Raw genomic sequence first — 22,461 nt, 5'->3', positions numbered from 1 at the left:
CGCCCAGAATCGGGGGCATGGCGAAGCAAACCGTCCTGATCGCCCTGTTCGACGGCGTCCAGAGCCTCGACGTCACCGGCCCCCTGGAGGTCTTCGCCGGAGCCGAGCGGCACACCCCCGGCTCCTACCGCATCCGCACGGCGTCCCCGGCAGGCCGCCCGGTACGCACCACCAGCGGGCTGACCCTCGTACCGGACGGCTCCCTGGAGGACGCGGCCGTCCCGCACACCCTGGTGGTGCCCGGCGGCGAGGGCACCCGCGACCACGACCCGCGGCTGGTGGACTGGCTGCGGGTGCACGGCCCGCGCGCCCGGCGCCTGGTCGCCGTCTGCACCGGGGCGGTCCTGCTCGCCCGTGCCGGTCTCCTGGACGGCCGCCGGGCCACGACGCACTGGGCCTACTGCGAGGAGCTGGCCCGGGACCATCCCGCCGTGCGGGTCGACCCCGACCCGATCTTCGTCCGGGACGGCACGGTGGCCACCTCGGCCGGGGTCACCGCGGGCATCGATCTCGCGCTGGCGCTGGTCGAGGAGGACCTCGGCCGGGACACCGCGCTGACCATCGCCCGCCATCTCGTGGTGTTCCTGCGCAGACCCGGCAACCAGGCCCAGTTCAGCGCCCAGCTGGCCGCCCAGACGGCACGGCGCGCACCCCTGCGCGACGTCCAGCAGTGGATCACCGAGCATCCGGAGGCCGACCTCGGTGTCGAGGCGCTGGCCGCCCGCGCCGCCCTGTCACCACGTCACTTCACCCGCGCCTTCCAGGCCGAGACCGGCACGACCCCCGGCCGTTACGTCGACCGGGTCCGCCTCGAACACGCCCGCCGCCTGCTGGAGGACACCGCCGACGGCGTCGAGGAGATATCCCGCGCCAGCGGCTACGGCACCCCGGAGGCCATGCGCCGGGCCTTCGTGCGCGCGCTCGGCGCCGCTCCGGCCGAGTACCGGCGCCGGTTCCGTCCGGCACCCGTCACCTGACCCTCGCCCACCCTTGCGACCAAGGAGCACGGCATGCAGATCGCCTTCGTCCTGTTCGACCGTTTCACCGCCCTCGACGTCGTGGGCCCCTACGAGTCCCTCGGCCGGCTGCCGGACGCCCGGACGGTGTTCGTCGCCGAGGAGAGCGGGCCGGTCCGCGCGGACACCGGCAGCCTCGCCATCACCGCCGACCTGCCGCTCGCCGAGGTGCCGTCCCCGGACATCGTCGTCGTACCGGGCGGCCCCGGGCAGCAGGGCCTGATGGAACACGCCCCGCTGCTGGACTGGCTGCGTGCCGCCGACGCCACCAGCACCTGGACCACGTCCGTGTGCACCGGCTCCCTGCTGCTGGCCGCCGCCGGCCTGCTCACCGGCCGGCGCGCCACCTCGCACTGGCTGGCCCTGGACGAGCTGGAGCGCCACGGCGCGCTGCCGACGGGCGAACGGGTCGTGACCGACGGCAAGTACGTCACCGCGGCCGGGGTCTCCGCCGGCATCGACATGGGCCTCACCCTGCTGGGCCGGATCGCCGGCGACGACTACGCCCAGGCCGTCCAGCTCGCCACCGAGTACGACCCGCAGCCGCCCTACGACGCCGGCTCCCCGCGGAAGGCTCCCGCGCACGTGGTTGCCGAACTGCGCGGGCGCAGCCGCTTCATCCTGTCGTAGGCACGCTCCAGGTGAAGCGCGGCTGCCTGCGCTCCAGGAACGCGGCGACCCCCTCCGCGGTGTCGCCGCCGCCGCGCGCCTGCTCCGCCCAGTGCTCGTCCCGGTCGGTCCGGCCGTTCGCGAACTCCTTGGCGGCGGCCTGGGTGAGCTGGGAGCGGGACGCCAGGATCCCGGTCAGTTCGGCGACCCGCTTGTCCAGGTCGCCCTCCGGCAGCACCTCGTCCACGAGTCCGGTGCGCAACGCCCGCCCGGCGTCGATCAACTCGGCGGTGAACAGCAGGTACTTGGCCGTGGCCGGCCCCACCAGCGACACCAGCCGCCGGGTGGAGGACGCCGGGTAGACGATGCCCAGCCGCGCCGGGGTCACCCCGAACAGCGCGCCCTCCTGCGCCAGTCGCAGATCGCAGGCCGCCGCGAGCTGCGCCCCGCCGCCGACGCAGTGTCCGCGCACCGCGGCGAGGGTCGGCTTCGGGAACGCGGCGAGAGCCTCCTCGGCCGCCACCGCGAGCGCCTGCGCCTGGTGCGGCGACTCCCGGAGCGTGCCGATGTCCGCGCCCGCGCAGAACGTCCCGCCCTCGCCGGTCAGCACCAGCGCCCGCACGTCCCGGTCGCGCGCGAACCGGTCCAGCAGCGGCGGCAGCGCGCGCCACATCGCGGCCGTCATGGCGTTGCGCTTGGCCGGATGACGGATGACCACGGTGGCGACGGAGTCGGCGACCCGATGCGACAGCTGAGGCTCCATGCGCCGGATCGTAGCGGCAGCCCGGCCGTCGGCCCGGTCCGCCCCAGGTCACCGCGGACGCCTCGGCCGGCCGGAACCCGTACAACCCGAAGAGTTCGCGAACCGGCGTCCGGAGGACAGGAAACAGTCCCACACGTGCCCATGTCATACGCACTCGGTCAGAAACCGTTCGATACCCGCTGACTTCTGTTCAGTGCGACGGGCCGCGGCGGATCGTTACCAACACTCGACGTGTGGTGACAATCGAGCGCGAGGGTGGCGACCGGACGATGGACGACCACGGGCGTGGGGACGGCCCACGCCCAGCGGGGGGCGCCGAGCGGGCGCCCGGCCCACTGCCGTACGAAGGAGTCTGGCGCTTCACCGCGCCCGCCGTGGACGTATCGGTCCCGCAGGCACGGCGCGCGGTACGCGACCTGCTGCTGCGCCAGGGCGTCCCGGTGTCCGACGATCTGGTGCACGGACTGTTGCTGATCGTCTCCGAGCTGGTCACCAACGCGGTCAGGCACGCGGCGCTGCTGTCGCCGACGCTGGCCGTCGAGGTGGCCGTCGGGGCCGAGTGGGTTCGGGTGTCCGTGGAGGACAACCACCCCTACCGCCCGACCGCCCTGGAGGCCGACCACGGCCAGACGGGCGGCCGAGGACTGCTCCTGGTCCGCGAGGTGGCCCGCGAGGCGGGCGGGGTGATCGACGTGGAGCACACGGCAGGGGGCGGCAAGGTGATCTGGGCCGCCCTGCCGCTCAAGCCCGCCACCCTCGCCTAGGCCCTGTCCGACGATTCGCGTCTGACGCGCGACAGGACCTGGGGCCCCGTCGTCACGTTCCCGTCTGCCCCGGGCGACGACGTGGATGTGACGACAGGCCCCAGGTTCCTTCCTTCGGTTCAGGCCGGCCGGGACAGGGGGCACCGCATGGCCTGCCCGAGCGGAGCCGACCCCGGCAGGATCCGGAAGAGCGGCCCTGGGTCCTACCAGCCGGCGGACGGTCCGGTCAGTTCGCGGACGGCCGGGCGGGCCGCGTCCAGCACGGTCATGAACCAGGCCGAGAACGGGTCCCGGGCGTGCCGCTCGGCCAGCTCGGCGGCGGTCACGAAGGCGGTCGAGGCGACCTCGTCCTCGTCCGGCGCCGGCGTCGTCTGCACCAGGCCGATGAACAGGTGGTTGTACTCCTGCTCCACCAGGCCCGAGGCCGGGTCCGGGTGGTTGTACCGGACGGTGCCGGCCGCCGCCAGCAGCGAGGGGGACACCCCCAGCTCCTCGAAGGTGCGCCGGGCCGCCGCCGCGAACGGCGCCTCGCCCGGGTAGGGGTGCCCGCAACAGGTGTTGGACCACACGCCGGGGGAGTGGTACTTGCCGAGGGCCCGCTGCTGGAGCAGCAGCCGCCCCTGCTCGTCGAAGAGGAACACCGAGAACGCGCGGTGCAGCCGTCCCGGCGGCTGGTGGGCGGAGAGCTTCTCCGCCGTCCCGATCGTCACACCCTTCTCGTCGACCAGTTCCAGCAAAATCGCCTCTGCGGTGCCGTTCGACGTGCTGTGCGTCGCGGTGCCAGGTGTGATCGGCATACCCATCCTTCGCCTCGGTCTTCGCACCCCAAGTCTGCCGTACGAATCCGGCACTCCCGGCACTTCCCGGCACGTCTGCGCGCGGCGCGGCACCGGCTGGGGGACCCGGTAGATCATCGTGCCCGGCATTCGCGACCGGGAACCGCCGGGCGGTACCGAACGCCTGTGCGTACGGTCAGTGGCACAACCTCGCCTCGTGCTCCGCGTGCCCCCCGGGCTCCAGCTGGAAGGTGCAGTGCTCCACGTCGAAGTGGTCGCCGAGACAGCCCTGCAACTCGTGCAGCATCTTCTCGTTGCCGATGGCGTTCAGTACCTCGGAGGTGACCACCACGTGCGCGGACAGCACGGGCATCCCGGAGGTGATCGTCCAGGCGTGCAGGTCGTGGACGTCCTCCACGCCGTCCAGCGCCAGGATGTGCGCCCGGACCTGCGCCATGTCGACGTCCTTGGGGGCCGCCTCCAGCAGCACGTCCAACGTCTCGCGCAGCAGCTTGAGGGTCCTCGGGACGATCATCAGCCCGATCACCAGCGAGGCGATGGGGTCGGCCGGCTGCCAGCCCGTGGCGAGGATCACCACCGCCGAGACCAGTACCGCCAACGAACCGAGCGCGTCCGCGGCCACCTCCAGGAAGGCGCCGCGCACGTTCAGACTCTCCTTCTGCCCGCGCATCAGCAGGGTCAGCGAGACCATGTTGGCGACCAGACCGATCAGACCGAACACGATCATCTGGCCGCCCCGGGTGTCCGCGGGCGTGACGAACCGCTCCACCGCCTCGACGAGGACGTACCCGCCGACCCCGAGCAGCAGCAGACAGTTGGCGAGCGCGGCCAGGATCTCGGCGCGGGCGTGGCCGAAGGTGCGGTTGGTGCTCGCCGGGCGGTTGGCGAAGTGGATCGCCAGCAGGGCCATGCCGAGGCCCACCGCGTCGGTCGCCATGTGCGCCGCGTCCGCGATCAGTGCGAGCGAGTCCGCGACCAGTCCGCCGACGACCTCGACCACCATGACCGCGAGCGTGATGCCGAGCGTGATCCGCAGCCGGCCCCGGTACGCCGCCGTGGCCGTACCCCCGGGCGGCGCGTGCGAGTGCCCGTGGTCGTGCCCTGCCCCCATGACTACCACCCTTTCCGGTGCCTCAGGCAGCCAGTGAACTACGGGCGGGGGGTATCCGGCAACGCGGCACTGAACACCGTTGTCATATGCCCTGACCTGCGCAAACGATCCGCAGGTCAGCGCCCTGCCGACGCCTGCCCGTCATGGCGCCGGGCTACCCGCCGTGGTGCGCGCGCCAGCCCTGCCACGCCGAGTCGACCATCTCCCGCACCCCGCGCCGGGCCCGCCAGCCCAGCTCCTCGGCGGCCCGCTTTGCCGAGGCGACCGCGCGCGGGGCGTCACCCGGGCGGCGCCCCTCCACCACGGGCGCCCTGCGGTCCCCGGTGACCTCGCCGACGACCTCGATGAGCTCCCGCACCGAGACACCCTCGCCCCGGCCGATGTTCAGCGTCAGATCCCCGGACAGGTCCCCCGCGGCCAGGCGCCGGGCCGCCGCCAGATGTGCCTCGGCGAGGTCGGCCACGTGGATGTAGTCCCGGACGCAGGTGCCGTCCGGCGTCGGATAGTCGTCGCCGAAGATCCGCGGGGCCTCGTCACGGGTCAGCCGGTCGAAGACCATCGGCACGATGTTGAACACCCCGGTGTCCGCGAGTTCCGGCCCGGCGGCGCCCGCGACGTTGAAGTAGCGCAGGCACACCGTCGAGATCCCGTGCGCCCGGCCCGCCGCCCGCACCAGCCACTCCCCGGCCAGCTTCGTCTCGCCGTAGGGATTCACCGGCGCGCACGGGGTGTCCTCGGTGATCAGGTCCACGTCCGGGTTGCCGTACACGGCCGCCGACGAGGAGAACACCAGCCGGCCGACGCCCGCCTCGGCGACCGCGTCCAGCAGCGTGCCCAGACCGCCGACGTTCTCCCGGTAGTAGCGGATGGGCTGCGCCACCGACTCCGCGACCTGCTTGCGCGCCGCGAGGTGCACCACACCCGTCACGCCGTACTCGGCGAGGACCCGCTTCAGCAGGCCCCCGTCCAGCGTCGAGCCCTCGACGAGCGGGATCCCGGCCGGCAGCCGGGCGGGCACGGCGGCCGACAGGTCGTCCAGCGCCACGACGCTCTCCCCGGCCCCCGCCATGGCCCGCGCCACGTGCGCCCCGATGTAACCGGCTCCGCCGGTGATCAACCACGTCATGGTCGTCCACCCTATGCGCGGCCCCGGCGGTGTCCCGGTTGCCCGGGTCTGCTCCCCGGGTTTGTCCGCCGGGCCCGCGATCACCGATGATGATCGCGGCAAAGGCCGGGGCAGCCGTCGTGGACCGGCCCGTGAACGGGCGGTGAACACCGCCCTCGAACCATCCGATAGCCTCTGCCGACATGCCGCCCGGGTGCCGCAGGCAGGGGCGCCCCACCACGCACGAAGACCGGTGCCCGCGCGCCGGCACCCAGGGAGTGAGTTCGGTTGCCGACCGCCATCGTCACCGGCCTGCCGGTCCCCGGATCGTCGCTCGAGAACGATCTGCGCTCGCTCGGCTTCGACGTCCGGATGGCGGCGGACGCCACCGCGACCGAGACCCTGCTCGCCGCCGTCCCCGCCGCCGACCGCGTGGCCCTGGTGGACGCCCGCTTCGTCGGCCATCTGCACGCCCTGCGCCTCGGCCTGACCGACCCGCGCTTCCCGCTCGCCGCCGTCCCCGGCGCCGTCACCGCCCAGCCGGCCGCCCGGCAGGCGCTGACCCGCGCGCTGGCCCGGGAGACCTCCGAGGGCGGCGGCACGGCACTGGCCGTGGACAGCCTGGCCGACCGGGTCGTCACCGCCCTGGACGCCGACGGCGACGACGTGCACCGGCCCGAGCTGGGCAGCCTGGTCGCCGCCGTCCCCGCCGACCCCCAGGCCCGCAACGAGGCCCGGCAGTCCGCCGCCGCCGTGGACGAGGAGGCCGTCCGCCTGAAGTCGGCCGTCAAGGGGCGCGACGGGTTCTTCACCACGTTCTTCATCAGCCCCTACTCGCGCTACCTCGCCCGCTGGTGCGCCCGCCGCGGCCTGACCCCGAACCAGGTCACCACGGCCTCGCTACTCACCGCGCTGATCGCGGCCGGCTGCGCGGCCACCGGCACCCGCGGCGGCTTCGTCGCGGCCGGCGTGCTGCTGATCGCCTCCTTCGTGCTGGACTGCACCGACGGCCAGCTCGCCCGCTACGCCCTGAAGTACTCCACGCTCGGCGCCTGGCTGGACGCCACCTTCGACCGCGCCAAGGAGTACGCCTACTACGCGGGCCTCGCCCTCGGCGCCGCCCGCGGCGGCGACGACGTGTGGGCCCTGGCGCTCGGCGCGATGATCCTGCAGACCTGCCGGCACGTGGTCGACTTCTCCTTCAACGAGGCCAACCACGACGCCACGGCCAACACCAGCCCCACCGCCGCGCTCTCCGACAAGCTCGACAGCGTCGGCTGGACGGTCTGGGTGCGCCGCATGATCGTGCTGCCGATCGGCGAGCGCTGGGCGATGATCGCGGTCCTCACCGCGGTCACGACCCCGCGGATCACCTTCTACGCGCTGCTCGTCGGCTGCGCCTTCGCCGCCACCTACACCACCGCGGGCCGGGTGCTGCGGTCGCTGACCCGCAGGGCGCGGCGCACCGACCGGGCCGCCGAGGCCCTCGCCGACCTCGCCGACTCCGGTCCGCTGGCCGAGGCGGTCCGGCGCGTCGCCGGCCGGGGCCTGCCCGGCCTGGCCGTGCCCGTGGTGGCGCTGCTGGGCGGCGCCGCGGTCGTGGCCTGCTCGGCCCTGACCGGCTTCGGCGGAGTGCTGCCGGTCATCGGCGCCCTGGTGTACGTCCTGACCTCGGCCCTGGCCGTCGCCCGCCCCCTCAAGGGCGCCCTCGACTGGCTCGTGCCGCCCTTCTTCCGGGCCGCCGAGTACGGCACCGTCCTCGCCCTGGCCGGCAAAGCCGGGGTAAACGGTGCCCTTCCTGCGGCTTTCGGCCTGGTGGCCGCCGTCGCCTACCATCACTACGACACGGTGTACCGCATCCGCGGCAACGCCGGAGCGCCCCCGGCCTGGCTGGTGCGCGCCATCGGAGGGCACGAGGGGCGGACGCTGCTGATCGCCGTCCTCGCCGCGTTGCTCACCGCTTCTCAGTTCAAGGTCGCGCTCACGGTTCTCGCCGTGGCCGTCGCCGCGCTGGTGCTCGCAGAGAGCATCCGCTTCTGGGTGTCCGCTGGGGCACCCGCCGTACACGATGAAGGAGAAACCGCATGATCGGCCTCGTGCTGGCGGCCGGCGCCGGGCGGCGTCTGCGTCCCTACACCGACACTCTGCCCAAGGCTCTGGTGCCGGTGGGTCCCGAGGGCGCGGAGGACTCGCTCACCGTGCTGGACCTCACCCTGGGCAACTTCGCCGAGGTGGGCCTGACCGAGGTCGCGGTCATCGTCGGGTACCGCAAGGAGGCGGTGTACGAGCGCAAGGCGGCCCTGGAGCAGAAGTACGGCGTGAAGCTCACGCTGATCGACAACGACAAGGCCGAGGAGTGGAACAACGCCTACTCCCTGTGGTGCGGGCGTGACGCGCTGAAGGACGGCGTGATCCTCGCCAACGGTGACACCGTGCACCCGGTGTCGGTGGAGAAGACGCTGCTGGCCGCGCGCGGCGAGGGCAAGCGGATCATCCTGGCGCTGGACACCGTGAAGTCCCTCGCCGACGAGGAGATGAAGGTCGTCGTCGACCCGGACAAGGGCGTCCAGCGGATCACCAAGCTGATGGACCCGGCCGAGGCGACGGGCGAGTACATCGGCGTCACGCTGATCGAGGGCGAGGCGGCCGAGGAGCTGGGCGACGCGCTGCGGACGACGTTCGAGCGCGACCCGCAGCTGTACTACGAGGACGGCTACCAGGAGCTGGTCAACCGCGGCTTCAAGGTGGACGTGGCGCCGATCGGCGAGGTCAGCTGGGTCGAGATCGACAACCACGACGACCTCGCACGCGGCCGGGAGATCGCATGCCAGTACTGACCCGGCTGATCCCCACGCCGGTCGTCGTCGACATCCGCGCGGGCGCCCTGGACGACCTGGCGGGCGTCCTCGCCGACGAGCGGGTCTCGCACTCGGGCCGGCTGGCCGTCGCCGTCAGCGGCGGCTCCGGCGCCCGGCTGCGCGAGCGCCTGGCGCCCTCGCTGCCGGGGGCGACCTGGTACGAGGTCGGCGGCGGCACCCTGGACGACGCGGTCCGGCTGGCCGGCGAGATGAAGTCCGGCCGCTACGACGCGGTCGTGGGCCTCGGCGGTGGCAAGATCATCGACTGCGCCAAGTTCGCCGCGGCCCGGGTCGGCCTGCCCCTGGTCGCCGTGCCCACGAACCTCGCGCACGACGGCCTGTGCTCACCGGTCGCGACCCTCGACAACGACGCGGGCCGCGGCTCCTACGGCGTGCCGAACCCGATCGCCGTCGTCATCGACCTGGACGTGATCCGCGAGGCCCCGGCCCGCTACGTACGCGCCGGTATCGGCGACGCCATCTCCAACATCAACGCGATCGCGGACTGGGAGCTGGCCAACCGGGTCAACGGCGAGAAGATCGACGGTCTGGCCGCCGCCATGGCCCGGCAGGCCGGCGAGGCGGTGCTCCGGCACCCCGGCGGCATCGGCGACAACGACTTCCTCCAGGTGCTGGCCGAGGCGCTGGTGCTCAGCGGTATCGCGATGTCGGTGTCCGGCGACTCCCGCCCCTCCTCCGGCTCCTGCCACGAGATCAACCACGCCTTCGACCTGCTCTTCCCCAAGCGGGCGGCCGCCCATGGCGAGCAGTGCGGACTCGGCGCGGCCTTCGCGATGTATCTGCGCGGAGCGCACGAGGAGTCGGCCCACACGGCCGAGGTGCTGCGCCGGCACGGGCTCCCGGTGCTGCCGGAGGAGATCGGCTTCAGCGTGGACGAGTTCGTCCGCGCCGTGGAGTTCGCCCCGGAGACCAGGCCCGGCCGCTACACGATCCTCGAACACCTCGACCTCAAGACGAACCAGATCAAGGACATCTACGCCGACTATGTCAAGGCCATCGGTAGCTGAACTCCGTCCGGTCGTCCACCCCGCGGGGGTGAAGGACCGGCGCAGCGGTGAGCACTGGGCGGGACGCCTCTACATGCGCGAGGTGTCCCTGCGCGTCGACCGCTACCTGGTGAACACCAAGGTCACGCCCAACCAGCTCACGTACCTGATGACCATATGCGGCGTGCTCGCGGCCCCGGCCCTGCTGGTGCCGGGGATCTGGGGCGCCGTGCTCGGGGTGGTCGCCACCCAGCTGTACCTCCTGCTGGACTGCGTCGACGGCGAGATCGCCCGCTGGCGCAAGCAGTACTCGCTGGCCGGGGTCTACCTGGACCGGGTCGGCGCCTATCTGACCGACGCCGCCGTCCTGGTCGGCCTCGGCCTGCGCGCCGCCGACCTGTGGGGCGGGGGCCGCGTCGACTGGCTGTGGGCGTTCCTCGGTACCCTCGCCGCGCTCGGTGCCATCCTGATCAAGGCCGAGACCGACCTGGTCGGCGTCGCCCGCCACCAGACCGGCAAGCCGCCGGTGCAGGAGTCGGCCGCCGAGCCGCGCTCCTCCGGTATGGCGCTGGCCCGCCGGGCCGCCGCCGCGCTCAAGTTCCACCGGCTCATCCTCGGCATCGAGGCCTCGCTGCTGATCGTGGTCCTCGCGATCGCGGACCAGGTGCGCGGCGACCTGTTCTTCACCCGGCTCGGCACCGCCGTCCTCGCCGGCATCGCCCTGCTGCAGACCCTGCTGCACCTGGTGTCCATCCTCGCCTCCAGCAGGCTGCGATGAGCGCGGCCCCGCGCGTCGGCGCCGTCGTCATCACCATGGGCAACCGGCCCGAGGAGCTGCGGGCCCTGCTCGACTCCGTCGCCAAGCAGGACGGCGACCGGGTCGAGGTGGTCGTCGTCGGCAACGGCTCGCCCGTCCCGGACGTCCCCGAGGGCGTGCGGACCGTGGAACTGCCCGAGAACCTGGGCATCCCCGGTGGTCGCAACGTGGGCATAGAGGCCTTCGGCCCCGGCGGCCGCGATGTCGACATCTTGCTGTTCCTCGACGACGACGGCCTGCTCGCCCGGCACGACACCGCCGAGCTGTGCCGCGAGGCCTTCGCGGCCGATCCGGAACTCGGCATCATCAGCTTCCGCATCGCCGACCCCGAGACCGGTGAGACCCAGCGCCGGCACGTACCGCGGCTGCGCGCCGCCGACCCGATGCGCTCCTCCCGGGTCACCACGTTCCTCGGCGGCGCCAACGCCGTCCGCACCCGCGTCTTCGCGGAAGTCGGCGGCCTTCCGGACGCATTCTTCTACGCCCACGAGGAAACCGACCTGGCATGGCGGGCCCTCGACGCGGGCTGGATGATCGACTACCGGTCCGACATGGTGCTGTACCACCCCACGACCGCTCCCTCGCGGCACGCGGTCTACCACCGCATGGTCGCCCGCAACCGTGTCTGGCTCGCCCGCCGCAACCTGCCCGCCCTCCTGGTCCCGGTCTACCTCGGGGTATGGATGCTGCTCACGCTGGTGCGCCGCCCCTCCCGGCCGGCCCTGCGGGCGTGGTTCGGAGGCTTCAGGGAGGGCTGGGCGACACCGTGCGGGCCCCGCCGGCCCATGCGGTGGCGCACCGTGTGGCGACTCACCCGACTGGGCCGGCCTCCGGTGATCTGACAAGCTCGACCCGAGAGGTCGCGACTGTCGAACAGCTCGCGCACGCGCGCGGCCGTCGCGGCGGCCGCGCGGCAGACGAATCCGAAGACGATCCGAAGACGAGAGTTTCCCCCTGTGAGTGAGACCACGCACGACGGCACGGTGGCGGTGACCACCGCCCCGTCGCCCGACGAGAGACTGACGGCGGCCGAACTCGCCGCCAGGTACGGGCTCTCCGTGAGCGGTGCCCGGCCCTCGCTCGTGGAGTACGTCCGGCAGCTGTGGGGACGGCGCCACTTCACCCTCGCCTTCTCCCAGGCGAAGCTGACGGCGCAGTACAGCCAGGCCAAGCTGGGCCAGCTCTGGCAGGTGGCCACGCCGCTGCTGAACGCGGCCGTCTACTACTTCATCTTCGGGCTGATCCTGCACGCCAGCCGGGGTATGTCCCAGGACGTGTACATCCCGTTCCTGGTCACGGGCGTCTTCGTGTTCACCTTCACGCAGAGTTCGATCATGTCGGGTGTCCGCGCGATCTCCGGCAACCTCGGACTGGTGCGCGCCCTGCACTTCCCGCGCGCCTCGCTGCCCGTCTCCTTCTCGCTGCAGCAGCTCCAGCAGCTGCTGTTCTCGATGGTCGTGCTGTTCCTGGTGGTGATCGGGTTCGGCAGCTACCCGAGCGCCTCCTGGCTGCTGATCCTTCCGGTGCTGGCGCTGCAGTTCCTGTTCAACACCGGGCTCGCGCTGATCCTGGCGCGCATGGGCGCCAAGACGCCGGACCTGGCGCAGCTGATGCCGTTCATCCTGCGCACGTGGATGTACGCCTCCGGGGTCATGTTCTCGATCGGCAAGATGCTGGAAGGGCGTCCCGAGTGGATCGTCCGGGCGCTCCAGGTCAACCCGGCCGCGGTCTACATGGACCTGATGCGGTTCGCGCTGATCGACGGATACGGCGCCTCGAACCTGCCGCCGCACGTGTGGGCCATCGCCCTCTTCTGGGCGGTCGCCGTCTTCGCCGGCGGCTTCGTGTACTTCTGGAAGGCGGAGGAGCGGTACGGCCGTGGCTGAGCAGAGCAACCAGGACCGCCGCCCGACGGTCATCGCGGACGATCTCCACATCGTCTACCGGGTCAACGGCGCCAAGACGGGCAAGGGCAGCGCGACGGCCGCCCTCAGCCGGATCCTGAAGCGGGGCGAGGAGCGCGGGGTGCGCAAGGTGCACGCCGTGCGCGGTGTCTCCTTCGTGGCCTACCGCGGCGAGGCGATCGGCCTCATCGGCTCCAACGGCTCCGGCAAGTCCACCCTGCTGCGCGCCATCGCCGGGCTGCTGCCCGCCGAGAAGGGCAAGGTCTACACCGACGGCCAGCCCTCCCTGCTCGGTGTCAACGCGGCCCTGATGAACGACCTCACCGGTGAGCGCAACGTCATCCTCGGCGGACTCGCCATGGGGATGTCCCGGGAACAGGTCAAGGAGCGCTACCAGGCCATCGTCGACTTCTCCGGCATCAACGAGAAGGGCGATTTCATCACCCTGCCGATGCGCACCTACTCCTCCGGTATGGCGGCGCGCCTGCGGTTCTCCATCGCCGCGGCCAAGGATCACGACGTCCTCATGATCGACGAGGCGCTGGCCACCGGTGACCGCTCCTTCCAGAAGCGCTCCGAGGAGCGCATCAGGGAACTGCGCAAGGAGGCGGGAACGGTTTTTCTGGTCAGTCACAACAACAAGTCGATCCGCGACACCTGCAACCGTGTGCTGTGGCTGGAACGCGGCGAGTTGCGTATGGACGGACCGACCGAAGAGGTCCTGAAGGAATACGAGAAGTTCACGGGCAAGTAGCCCATTTCGCGCCAGGGCCCCGCCGGAAACCGTCCGGCGGGGCCCCGCGTCCGCAAAGGAAGCGTCAACTCCGGTCTCTCCAAGGAATCTTGGAGCCAATCGGTGTGTTGTTGTGATGTGCGGGACACCCCGACGATCCTTGCTGCGTTGTACAACGTAAGCTGTACCGGTGCCGGAAAGCGGCAAGTGGGGCGATAATGCGCGACACCCTCGGACGGGGCGGCCCCTCGTATTGCCGGGCGGCGTGTCCGAAATAGTGTGTATTGGGTCGGCAGTGTAGAACGGGAGATGTGACGGCAATGGCTACGGAAACTCCCCAGCTCAACGCAGCATGTGCCGTCCCCGCCCCGGGCAGCGCCCGATGACGGCCGCCGAAGCGCCGGACCTGGAACGCGCCACACTGGACAAGGCCGCGAGCGAGAACTTCCCCGTGGCCCCCTTCTTCCTGCCCAAGGACTGGCGCGACGACCTCATGGCCGTCTACGGATTCGCCCGCCTGGTCGACGACATCGGCGACGGCGACCTCGCCCCCGGCGGCGCCGACGCCCGCGTGCTCGGCGTGTCGGCCACCGAGGCCGAAGACCGACTGGTCCTCCTCGACGCCTTCGAGACCGACCTGCGCCGCGTGTTCGACGGCACCCCGCGCCACCCGCTGCTGCGCCGTCTGCGGCCCACCGTCCGCCGCCGCGGCCTCACCCCCGAGCCCTTCCTCGGCCTGATCGCCGCCAACCGCCAGGACCAGCTCGTCACCCGCTACGAGACCTACGACGACCTCCTCGCCTACTGCGAACTCTCGGCCAACCCCGTCGGCCGGCTCGTCCTCGGCGTCACCGGAACCTCCACCCCCGAGCGGATCCGGCTGTCCGACGCGATCTGCACGGCCCTGCAGATCGTGGAACACCTCCAGGACGTCGCCGAGGACCTCCGCCGCGACCGCGTCTACCTGCCCGCCGAGGACATGAAGCGCTTCCACGTGCGGGAAACGGATCTCGCCCGGAAAACCGCGGGCGCATCGGTGCGCGCCCTGGTTGCATACGAGGCACAACGCGCCGGCGATCTGCTGAATGAAGGCGCCCCCCTGGTGGGTAGCGTCCACGGCAGGTTGAAGCTGCTGCTCGCGGGGTTCGTGGCGGGGGGGAGGGCGGCGATCCGGGCGATCGCCGCCGCCGAATACGACGTACTTCCCGGCCCGCCCAAACCCGGCAAGGTCCAGTTGCTGCGTGAGGCGGGCGTGATCCTGCGAGGAGAGGGGTGATCCGGACCGTGGATTCTCCGCCGCACGTGTCCGCACCGGTACTCGCCGCCTACAGCTACTGCGAGGCCGTCACCGGGCAGCAGGCCCGTAACTTCGCGTACGGCATCCGGCTGCTGCCGACGTCCAAGCGCCGCGCCATGTCGGCGCTGTACGCGTTCTCCCGGCGCGTGGACGACATCGGCGACGGTGACCTGGCCGACGAGCTCAAGGCGGCACGGCTGGCGGACACCCGGGCGCTGCTCGCCCGGATCCGGGAGGGCGGCGTCGAGGAGGACGACACCGACCCGGTGGCCGTCGCCCTCACCCACGCCGCCCGCGTCTTCCCGATCCCGCTCGAAGGGCTGGACGAACTGATCGACGGCGTCCAGATGGACGTGCGCGGGGAGGCCTACGAGACCTGGGACGACCTGAAGGTCTACTGCCGGTGTGTCGCCGGGGCCATCGGCCGCCTCTCGCTCGGCGTGTTCGGCACCGAACCGGGGGCGCGCGGCGCCGAACGCGCGTCCGAGTACGCCGACACGCTCGGTCTCGCGCTGCAACTCACCAACATCCTGCGCGACGTCCGCGAGGACGCCGAGGGCGGCCGTACCTACCTGCCCGCCGACGACCTCGCCAAGTTCGGCTGCTCGTCCGGGTTCGACGGGCCGACTCCGCCCCAGGGCTCCGACTTCGCGGGCCTGGTGCACTTCGAGGTACGGCGGGCCCGCGCCCTCTTCGCCGAGGGCTACCGGCTGCTGCCGATGCTCGACCGGCGCAGCGGCGCCTGCGTGGCCGCCATGGCCGGCATCTACCGCCGGCTGCTGGACCGCATCGAGCGCGACCCGGAGGCCGTGCTGCGCGGCCGGGTCTCACTGCCCGGACACGAGAAGGCGTACGTCGCCGTGCGCGGCCTGTCCGGCCTCGACACCCGGCACGTCTCCCGGCGGTCCGTCAGGAGGCGCGTCTGATGCACCCGTCCGAACCGGCCGGCACACGGCAGGCAACCCTTCGCTGCGGCGTGGCGTCCCTGACTGCGACGGCCGGGCGTGCACCGTTCAACCAGCACGTTCGGCACGCACGGAAGGACGCACGATGAGCGACGGCTCACGCCCCCCGGGGGCGAACGCTGGCACCCCGCGGCCCGCGGGCCGCAGCGCCGTGGTGGTCGGCGGCGGACTCGCCGGCATCACCGCGGCCCTCGCCCTCGCCGACGCCGGCGTCCGGGTGACGCTGCTCGAAGGCAGGCCCAGGCTGGGCGGCCTCGCCTTCTCCTTCCAGCGCGGCGAACTGACCGTCGACAACGGCCAGCACGTGTACTTGCGCTGCTGCACCGCCTACCGCTGGTTCCTCGACCGGATCGAGGGCGCGGCGCTGGCACCGCTGCAGGACCGCCTGGACGTGCCCGTCGTCGACGTCGCCAAGCCCGAGGGCCGACGGCTCGGCCGGCTGCGGCGCGACCCGCTGCCCGTCCCCCTTCACCTGGCACGCGGCCTGGCCCGCTATCCGCACCTCTCGCTCGCCGAGCGAGCCGCCGTCGGGCGGGCCGCGCTCGCGCTCAGGGGGCTCGACCTCGCCGATCCGGCCCTGGACACACAGGACTTCGGCAGCTGGCTGGCCGCACACGGCCAGTCCGCGCGCGCCATCGAGGCCCTCTGGGACCTGGTCGGGGTCGCCACCCTCAACGCGGTCGCGGGCGACGCCTCGCTGGGGCTCGCCGCGATGGTGTTCAAGACCGGTCTGCTGTCCGACCCGGGCGCGGCCGACATCGGCTGGGCCCGCGTCCCGCTGGGCGAACTGCACGACCGGCTGGCCCGCAAGGCGCTCGACTCCGCGGGCGTGCGTACCGAGGTCCGTACACGCGTCACCTCCGTCCTCCACAACGAGAACGGGGGCTGGAGCGTTCAGGTTCCCGGTGAACGACTCCACACCGACGCGGTCGTCCTCGCCGTACCCCAGCGCGAGACCCACGACCTGCTGCCGCCCGGCGCCCTGCGGGAACCCGGACGACTGCTGGAGATCGGTACCGCGCCGATCCTCAACATCCACGTCGTCTACGACCGCAAGGTGCTCGCTAAGCCCTTCTTCGCGGCCCTCGGCACGCCCGTGCAGTGGGTCTTCGACCGCACCGACGCCTCCGGACTGCGGGAGGGCCAGTACCTCGCACTGTCCCAGTCGGCCGCGCAAGAGGAGATCGACACGCCGGTCGCCGACCTTCGTGAGCGCTATCTGGCCGAGCTGGAACGGCTCATCCCGGCCACCCGCGCGGCCGAAGTGCGGGACTTCTTCGTGACCCGGGAGCGCACCGCAACGTTCGCCCCCACCCCCGGCGTCGGGCGGCTGCGGCCCGGCGCCCGCACCGAGGCCCCCGGCCTGTACCTGGCCGGAGCGTGGACCGCCACCGGGTGGCCCGCGACCATGGAGGGTGCGGTCCGCAGCGGGGTGAGCGCGGCCGACGCCGTGCTGAACGCCCTGGGCCGGCCCCGCCCGAGCCGACTCTTCGCGTTCGAGGAGGCGGCCTGATGCCGGATCAGCGCGTGGCAGGTCCCCGCACCCCCGGTACCGCAACAAGAGGAGAGACTGTGCCCACTGTGCCCCCGGCCTCGACGCCCGCTCCACGGGCCGCGGTGGAGGTGACCGCGCTGCTGGAGCGCGGCCGGACCCTGGCCACACCGGTCCTGCGTGCGGCCGTCGACCGCCTGGCGCCTCCCATGGACACCGTCGCCGCCTACCACTTCGGCTGGATCGACGCCGCGGGCAACCCCGCCGACGCCGACGGCGGCAAGGCCGTGCGCCCCGCGCTCGCCCTGCTCTCCGCCGAGGTCACCGGCGCCGCTCCCGAGACCGGCATCCCCGGCGCGGTCGCCGTCGAACTCGTCCACAACTTCTCCCTGCTGCACGACGACCTGATGGACGGCGACGAGCAGCGGCGGCACCGCGACACCGTCTGGAAGGTGCACGGGCCCGCCCAGGCCATCCTGGTCGGTGACGCCCTGTTCGCCCTCGCGGGCGAGGTCCTGCTGGAGCTGGGCACCGTCGAGGCCGGCCGCGCCACCCGCCGGCTGACCGTCGCCACCCGCGCCCTGATCGACGGCCAGGCGCAGGACATCTCCTACGAGCACCGCGACCGTGTCAGCGTCGAGGAGTGCCTGGAGATGGAGGGCAACAAGACCGGCGCTCTGCTCGCCTGCGCCTCCTCCATCGGCGCCGTCCTCGGCGGCGCGGACGACGCCACCGCCGACGCGCTGGAACGATACGGCCACCACCTCGGCCTGTCCTTCCAGGCCGTCGACGACCTCCTCGGCATCTGGGGCGACCCGGAGGCCACCGGCAAGCAGACCTGGAGCGACCTGCGCCAGCGCAAGAAGTCCCTGCCGGTGGTCGCCGCCCTCGCGGCCGGCGGCCCCGCCTCCGAGCAGCTCGCGGAGATCCTCGCCGCCGACGCCAAGAGCAGCGACTTCGAGAACTTCTCCGAGGAGGAGTTCGCGGCCCGCGCCGCCCTCATCGAGGAGGCCGGCGGACGCGAGTGGACGGCGGAGGAGGCGCGTCGTCAGTACACCGTCGCCCTCGAAGCACTCGACACCGTCGACATGCCCGACCGGGTGCGGGCCTCCTTCACGGCACTCGCCGACTTCGTCGTCGTACGGAAGAGATGATCACTATCGGCCCAACGAACCTCGCGTAGTCGCCGGCCGGTGTCCGCTCCGCGCCCTCGGTTCCATCCGAGGGGCTCCGGGACACAGGACACCGGCCGACGGCGGACCCACAGCAGCACGACTCGCACGACTGCACGAAGGGGAAGCCATGACAGCGACGACCGACGGAAGCACCGGGGCGACCTTGCCGTCCAGGGCTGCCGCGGCCAGCGACACCGACACCACCCTCACCACCCCCGAGGCGGCCGGGGTACAAGAAGCCGCCGCCCACGCGGCGAGACGCGCCACCGACTTCCTGCTGGCCCGGCAGGACGCGCAGGGCTGGTGGAAGGGCGACCTGGAGACCAACGTCACCATGGACGCCGAGGACCTGCTGCTCCGTCAGTTCCTGGGCATCCTCGACGAGGCGACCGCCGAGGCCGCCGCCCGGTTCGTCCGCGGCGAGCAGCGCGAGGACGGCACCTGGGCCACCTTCTACGGCGGACCGGGTGACCTGTCCGCCACCATCGAGGCGTACGTCGCCCTGCGCCTGGCCGGCGACGCCCCCGACGCCCCGCACATGGCACGGGCGTCGGCCTGGGTCCGCGAACGCGGGGGCATCGCCGCGGCACGGGTCTTCACCCGGATCTGGCTCGCCCTGTTCGGCTGGTGGAAGTGGGAGGACCTGCCCGAACTGCCGCCGGAACTCATCTGGTTCCCGACCTGGATGCCGCTGAACATCTACGACTTCGGTTGCTGGGCCCGGCAGACCATCGTGCCGCTCACCATCGTGTCGGCCAAGCGCCCGGTCCGCCCGGCGCCCTTCGCGCTGGACGAGCTGCACACCGACCCGGCCCAGCCCAACCCGCCCAAACCGCTCGCCCCGGTGGCCAGTTGGGACGGCGCCTTCCAGCGACTGGACAAGGCGCTGCACCAGCTGCGCAAGGTCGCGCCCCGCCGACTGCGCAAGGCCGCGATGAACGCCGCCGCCCGCTGGATCATCGAGCGGCAGGAGAACGACGGCTGCTGGGGCGGCATCCAGCCCCCGGCCGTGTACTCGATCATCGCCCTGCACCTGCTCGGCTACGATCTCCAGCACCCCGTCATGCGCGAGGGCCTCGCCTCGCTGGACCGTTTCGCCATCTGGCGCGAGGACGGCGCCCGGATGATCGAGGCCTGCCAGTCCCCGGTGTGGGACACCTGCCTCGCCACCATCGCGCTGGTCGACGCGGGCCTGCCCGTCGACCATCCTCAACTGGTCAGAGCGGCCGACTGGATGCTCGGCGAGGAGATCGTCCGTCCCGGCGACTGGGCGGTGAAGCGGCCCCATCTGCCGCCCGGCGGCTGGGCGTTCGAGTTCCACAACGACAACTACCCGGACATCGACGACACCGCCGAGGTCGCCCTCGCGCTGCGCCGGGTCAGGCATCACGACCCCGAGCGCGTGGACCGCTCCATCGGGCGGGCGGTGCGCTGGAACCTCGGGATGCAGTCGAAGAACGGCGCCTGGGGGGCCTTCGACGTCGACAACACCAGCCCGTTCCCCAACCGGCTGCCCTTCTGCGACTTCGGCGAGGTGATCGACCCGCCGTCCGCGGACGTCACCGCGCACGTGGTCGAGATGCTCGCCGCCGAGGGCCTCGCCAACGACCCGCGCACCCGCCGCGGCATCGAGTGGCTGCTGGCCGAACAGGAGCCCGACGGCTCGTGGTTCGGCCGCTGGGGCGTCAACTACATCTACGGCACCGGCTCGGTGGTGCCCGCGCTCACCGCGGCCGGCCTGCCCGGCTCCCACCCGGCGATCCGGCGGGCGGTGAGCTGGCTGGAGAGCGTCCAGAACGACGACGGCGGCTGGGGCGAGGATCTGCGCTCCTACCGGGACGCCGGGCAATGGAGCGGTCGCGGCGCCTCCACCGCCTCGCAGACCGCCTGGGCGCTGATGGCGCTGCTCGCGGCGGGGGAGACGGGCTCCAAGGTCGTCGAGCGCGGGGTTCGCTGGCTGGCCGAGACCCAGCGCCCGGACGGCACCTGGGACGAGCCGTACTTCACCGGCACCGGCTTCCCCTGGGACTTCTCCATCAACTACCACCTCTACCGGCAGGTGTTCCCGCTCACCGCGCTCGGCCGGTATCTGCACGGCGACCCCTTCGAGCGCAAGCTGCTCACCCGGACCGAGAAGGCGACCTCGCGGGCCGAGGGAGCCTGATGTGACCACCCAGCCCGCTTCGGCCCCGCTGCTGATCGCCTGCGCGCTCGGCATCGAGCACCTCGCCCTGCGCACCGGCGACCGCGGCGGTGCCGGCGGGCCGTACACCGTCGTCCGTACGGGCATGGGCCCGAGGGCGGCGGAACGCTGCCTCACCGCCCGGCTGGCGGTTCCCGCCCTGGCCGGGGCCGCCGTGCTGGCCACCGGCTTCTGCGCCGGACTCGTCCCCGGCATGCACCCCGGTGACCTCGTCGTCGCCGAGGAGACCCGGGACCCGCGCGGGACCGTCCCGTGCGTGGGCAGCGAGCTGCTGGTCAAGGAACTCGCGCGCCTGCTGCCCGGGCGCACGGTCCACACCGGTCCGCTCACCGGCTCCGACCACGTGGTCCGTGGCACCGAACGGTCCGCCCTGGGCGCGACCGGCGCGATCGCGGTCGACATGGAGTCCGCGGCCACGCTCCTGGCCGCCGACCGCGCGGGCGGGCGCCCGGTGGCGGCCGTACGGGTGGTCGTGGACGCCCCTGAACACGAACTCGTCCGGATCGGCACAGTGCGCGGCGGCATGACGGCCTTCCGCGTTCTCCGGTCCGTTCTTCCCGCTTTTTTCGAATGGCACCGTTCTTTGTCGCTCCCTCGGAGGTGAGCCAGATGGCCATGCCGTTGCGTCAATCCATCAAGGTCGCTACATACCTGGCCGAACAGAAGCTCCGCAAGCGGGACAAGTTCCCGCTCATCGTCGAGCTTGAGCCACTGTTCGCCTGCAACCTCAAGTGCGAGGGCTGCGGCAAGATCCAGCACCCCGCCGGTGTGCTCAAGCAGCGCATGCCGGTCGCCCAGGCCGTGGGCGCGGTACTGGAGTCCGGCGCGCCGATGGTCTCCATCGCCGGCGGCGAACCCCTGATGCATCCCCAGATCGACGAGATCGTGCGGCAGTTGGTGGCGAAGCGGAAGTACGTCTTCCTGTGCACCAACGCCATGCTGCTGCGCAAGAAGATGGACAAGTTCACCCCCTCGCCGTACTTCGCCTTCGCGGTGCACATCGACGGGCTGCGCGAGCGGCACGACGAGTCCGTGGCGAAGGAGGGCGTGTTCGACGAGGCGGTGGAGGCCATCAAGGAGGCCAAACGCCGGGGCTTCCGGGTGACGACCAACTCCACCTTCTTCAACACCGACACCCCGCAGACCGTCGTCGAGGTGCTCAACTACCTCAACGACGACCTCAAGGTCGACGAGATGATGATCTCGCCCGCCTACGCCTACGAGAAGGCACCCGACCAGGAGCACTTCCTGGGCGTCGAACAGACCCGCGAGCTGTTCAAGAAGGCCTTCGCGGGCGGCAACCGCAAGAAGTGGCGGCTCAACCACTCCCCGCTCTTCCTGGACTTCCTGGAGGGCAAGGTCGACTTCCCGTGCACGGCGTGGGCGATCCCGAACTACTCGCTCTTCGGCTGGCAGCGCCCCTGCTATCTGATGAGCGACGGGTACGTGCCGACGTACCGGGAGCTGGTGGAGGAGACCGACTGGGACAAGTACGGCCGGGGCAAGGACCCGCGCTGCGCGAACTGCATGGCGCACTGCGGTTACGAGCCCACCGCCGTCCTCGCCACCATGGGCTCCCTGAAGGAGTCGCTGCGGGCCATGCGCGAGACCGTCACCGGGAACCGGGAGTGAGGCGATGACCGCCGTTTCCCTGGGGCTTCCCGAGGTGCCGGCCCGCCCCGTCGCGCCGCGCCGCCGGTCGCGGCGGATCCAGGTCGGGCCGGTGGCGGTCGGGGGCGGGGCCCCGGTGTCGGTGCAGTCGATGACGACGACCCGTACGTCCGACATCGGCGCGACCCTCCAGCAGATCGCCGAGCTGACGGCGTCCGGCTGCCAGATCGTCCG

The 22,461-nt window shown here is 72.1% G+C and carries 23 protein-coding genes; 19 read left to right on the top strand and 4 right to left on the bottom strand.

Annotated features, from left to right (window positions below; translation table 11 throughout):
- The first annotated feature begins 17 nt into the window (after positions 1-17).
- Together ACIBA9_RS18430 and ACIBA9_RS18425 are read left to right on the top strand one after the other, a co-directional pair.
- Positions 18-977 (top strand): GlxA family transcriptional regulator, encoded by a 960-nt coding sequence (locus ACIBA9_RS18430; RefSeq protein WP_399364161.1) that lies wholly within the window; start codon positions 18-20, stop codon positions 975-977.
- Positions 978-1,010: 33 nt separating this feature from the next.
- Positions 1,011-1,646, top strand: coding sequence for a DJ-1/PfpI family protein (locus ACIBA9_RS18425; protein ID WP_399364159.1), 636 nt, complete (start codon positions 1,011-1,013; stop codon positions 1,644-1,646).
- On the opposite strand, the gene ACIBA9_RS18420 is transcribed toward ACIBA9_RS18425, so the two are convergent.
- Positions 1,633-2,388: an enoyl-CoA hydratase/isomerase family protein gene (locus tag ACIBA9_RS18420; protein WP_399364157.1), complete on the bottom strand. Its 756-nt coding sequence runs from the start codon at positions 2,386-2,388 to the stop codon at positions 1,633-1,635. The genes ACIBA9_RS18425 and ACIBA9_RS18420 overlap by 14 nt on opposite strands.
- Before the next feature lie 269 nt (positions 2,389-2,657).
- Here ACIBA9_RS18420 and ACIBA9_RS18415 point away from each other — a divergent pair, with 269 nt between their 5' ends.
- The gene (locus tag ACIBA9_RS18415; protein WP_362162792.1) at positions 2,658-3,152 is read left to right on the top strand and encodes an ATP-binding protein; all 495 of its coding nucleotides are present in this window, start codon (positions 2,658-2,660) and stop codon (positions 3,150-3,152) included.
- Positions 3,153-3,355: 203 nt separating this feature from the next.
- On the opposite strand, the gene idi is transcribed toward ACIBA9_RS18415, so the two are convergent.
- From idi to galE, 3 genes are all read right to left on the bottom strand, one after another.
- Positions 3,356-3,949, bottom strand: coding sequence for an isopentenyl-diphosphate Delta-isomerase (gene idi / locus ACIBA9_RS18410; protein ID WP_399364155.1), 594 nt, complete (start codon positions 3,947-3,949; stop codon positions 3,356-3,358).
- Between the two features lie 175 nt (positions 3,950-4,124).
- Positions 4,125-5,060 carry a cation diffusion facilitator family transporter gene (locus tag ACIBA9_RS18405; protein ID WP_362162756.1) on the bottom strand — a complete coding sequence of 312 codons (936 nt, stop codon included), beginning with the start codon at positions 5,058-5,060 and terminating at the stop codon, positions 4,125-4,127.
- A gap of 154 nt (positions 5,061-5,214) precedes the next feature.
- Complete coding sequence (galE, locus tag ACIBA9_RS18400) at positions 5,215-6,186, bottom strand: UDP-glucose 4-epimerase GalE (protein ID WP_399364153.1); 972 nt, start codon at positions 6,184-6,186, stop codon at positions 5,215-5,217.
- A 267-nt stretch (positions 6,187-6,453) separates the two neighbouring features.
- On the opposite strand from galE, the gene ACIBA9_RS18395 reads away from it, so the two are divergent.
- From ACIBA9_RS18395 to ACIBA9_RS18320, 16 genes are all read left to right on the top strand, one after another.
- Positions 6,454-8,253, top strand: coding sequence for a DUF5941 domain-containing protein (locus tag ACIBA9_RS18395; protein ID WP_399364151.1), 1,800 nt, complete (start codon positions 6,454-6,456; stop codon positions 8,251-8,253).
- Positions 8,250-9,002 (top strand): sugar phosphate nucleotidyltransferase, encoded by a 753-nt coding sequence (locus ACIBA9_RS18390; protein ID WP_399364149.1) that lies wholly within the window; start codon positions 8,250-8,252, stop codon positions 9,000-9,002. The genes ACIBA9_RS18395 and ACIBA9_RS18390 overlap by 4 nt, the downstream gene beginning before the upstream one ends.
- Complete coding sequence (locus ACIBA9_RS18385; RefSeq protein ID WP_399364147.1) at positions 8,990-10,051, top strand: iron-containing alcohol dehydrogenase family protein; 1,062 nt, start codon at positions 8,990-8,992, stop codon at positions 10,049-10,051. Before ACIBA9_RS18390 ends, ACIBA9_RS18385 begins: the two co-directional genes overlap by 13 nt.
- Positions 10,029-10,808: a CDP-alcohol phosphatidyltransferase family protein gene (locus ACIBA9_RS18380; protein WP_362162766.1), complete on the top strand. Its 780-nt coding sequence runs from the start codon at positions 10,029-10,031 to the stop codon at positions 10,806-10,808. Before ACIBA9_RS18385 ends, ACIBA9_RS18380 begins: the two co-directional genes overlap by 23 nt.
- A complete protein-coding gene (locus ACIBA9_RS18375; protein WP_362162768.1) occupies positions 10,805-11,689 on the top strand; it encodes a glycosyltransferase in 885 nt (294 codons plus the stop codon). Before ACIBA9_RS18380 ends, ACIBA9_RS18375 begins: the two co-directional genes overlap by 4 nt.
- A gap of 114 nt (positions 11,690-11,803) precedes the next feature.
- Positions 11,804-12,733, top strand: coding sequence for an ABC transporter permease (locus tag ACIBA9_RS18370; protein ID WP_399364145.1), 930 nt, complete (start codon positions 11,804-11,806; stop codon positions 12,731-12,733).
- A complete protein-coding gene (locus tag ACIBA9_RS18365; RefSeq protein WP_362162772.1) occupies positions 12,726-13,505 on the top strand; it encodes an ABC transporter ATP-binding protein in 780 nt (259 codons plus the stop codon). Before ACIBA9_RS18370 ends, ACIBA9_RS18365 begins: the two co-directional genes overlap by 8 nt.
- Positions 13,506-13,866: 361 nt before the next feature.
- On the top strand, positions 13,867-14,760 hold the full coding sequence (gene hpnC, locus ACIBA9_RS18360) for a squalene synthase HpnC (RefSeq protein ID WP_399364142.1): 894 nt from the start codon (positions 13,867-13,869) through the stop codon (positions 14,758-14,760).
- On the top strand, positions 14,757-15,707 hold the full coding sequence (gene hpnD / locus ACIBA9_RS18355) for a presqualene diphosphate synthase HpnD (protein ID WP_399364140.1): 951 nt from the start codon (positions 14,757-14,759) through the stop codon (positions 15,705-15,707). Before hpnC ends, hpnD begins: the two co-directional genes overlap by 4 nt.
- On the top strand, positions 15,707-15,835 hold the full coding sequence (locus tag ACIBA9_RS18350; protein ID WP_362162778.1) for a DUF6380 family protein: 129 nt from the start codon (positions 15,707-15,709) through the stop codon (positions 15,833-15,835). Before hpnD ends, ACIBA9_RS18350 begins: the two co-directional genes overlap by 1 nt.
- Complete coding sequence (gene hpnE / locus ACIBA9_RS18345) at positions 15,832-17,259, top strand: hydroxysqualene dehydroxylase HpnE (protein WP_399364138.1); 1,428 nt, start codon at positions 15,832-15,834, stop codon at positions 17,257-17,259. The genes ACIBA9_RS18350 and hpnE overlap by 4 nt, the downstream gene beginning before the upstream one ends.
- Positions 17,259-18,392 carry a polyprenyl synthetase family protein gene (locus ACIBA9_RS18340; RefSeq protein WP_362162782.1) on the top strand — a complete coding sequence of 378 codons (1,134 nt, stop codon included), beginning with the start codon at positions 17,259-17,261 and terminating at the stop codon, positions 18,390-18,392. Before hpnE ends, ACIBA9_RS18340 begins: the two co-directional genes overlap by 1 nt.
- A 148-nt stretch (positions 18,393-18,540) precedes the next feature.
- Positions 18,541-20,577 (top strand): squalene--hopene cyclase, encoded by a 2,037-nt coding sequence (gene shc / locus ACIBA9_RS18335; RefSeq protein ID WP_399364136.1) that lies wholly within the window; start codon positions 18,541-18,543, stop codon positions 20,575-20,577.
- Between the two features lies 1 nt (position 20,578).
- Positions 20,579-21,220: a 1-hydroxy-2-methyl-2-butenyl 4-diphosphate reductase gene (locus ACIBA9_RS18330; RefSeq protein WP_399364134.1), complete on the top strand. Its 642-nt coding sequence runs from the start codon at positions 20,579-20,581 to the stop codon at positions 21,218-21,220.
- A gap of 5 nt (positions 21,221-21,225) precedes the next feature.
- Entirely contained in the window at positions 21,226-22,248 is a 1,023-nt protein-coding gene (hpnH, locus tag ACIBA9_RS18325) for an adenosyl-hopene transferase HpnH (protein ID WP_362162788.1), read from the top strand.
- A gap of 4 nt (positions 22,249-22,252) precedes the next feature.
- The coding region (locus ACIBA9_RS18320) for a flavodoxin-dependent (E)-4-hydroxy-3-methylbut-2-enyl-diphosphate synthase (RefSeq protein ID WP_399364131.1) at positions 22,253-22,461 on the top strand (209 nt) is incomplete at its 3' end.

Source organism: Streptomyces sp. NPDC051452 (assembly GCF_044454765.1).
Lineage (GTDB): Bacteria > Actinomycetota > Actinomycetes > Streptomycetales > Streptomycetaceae > Streptomyces.
The sequence above is the reverse complement of the archived record's forward strand: the minus strand, read 5'-3'. Positions and strand labels throughout refer to the sequence as shown.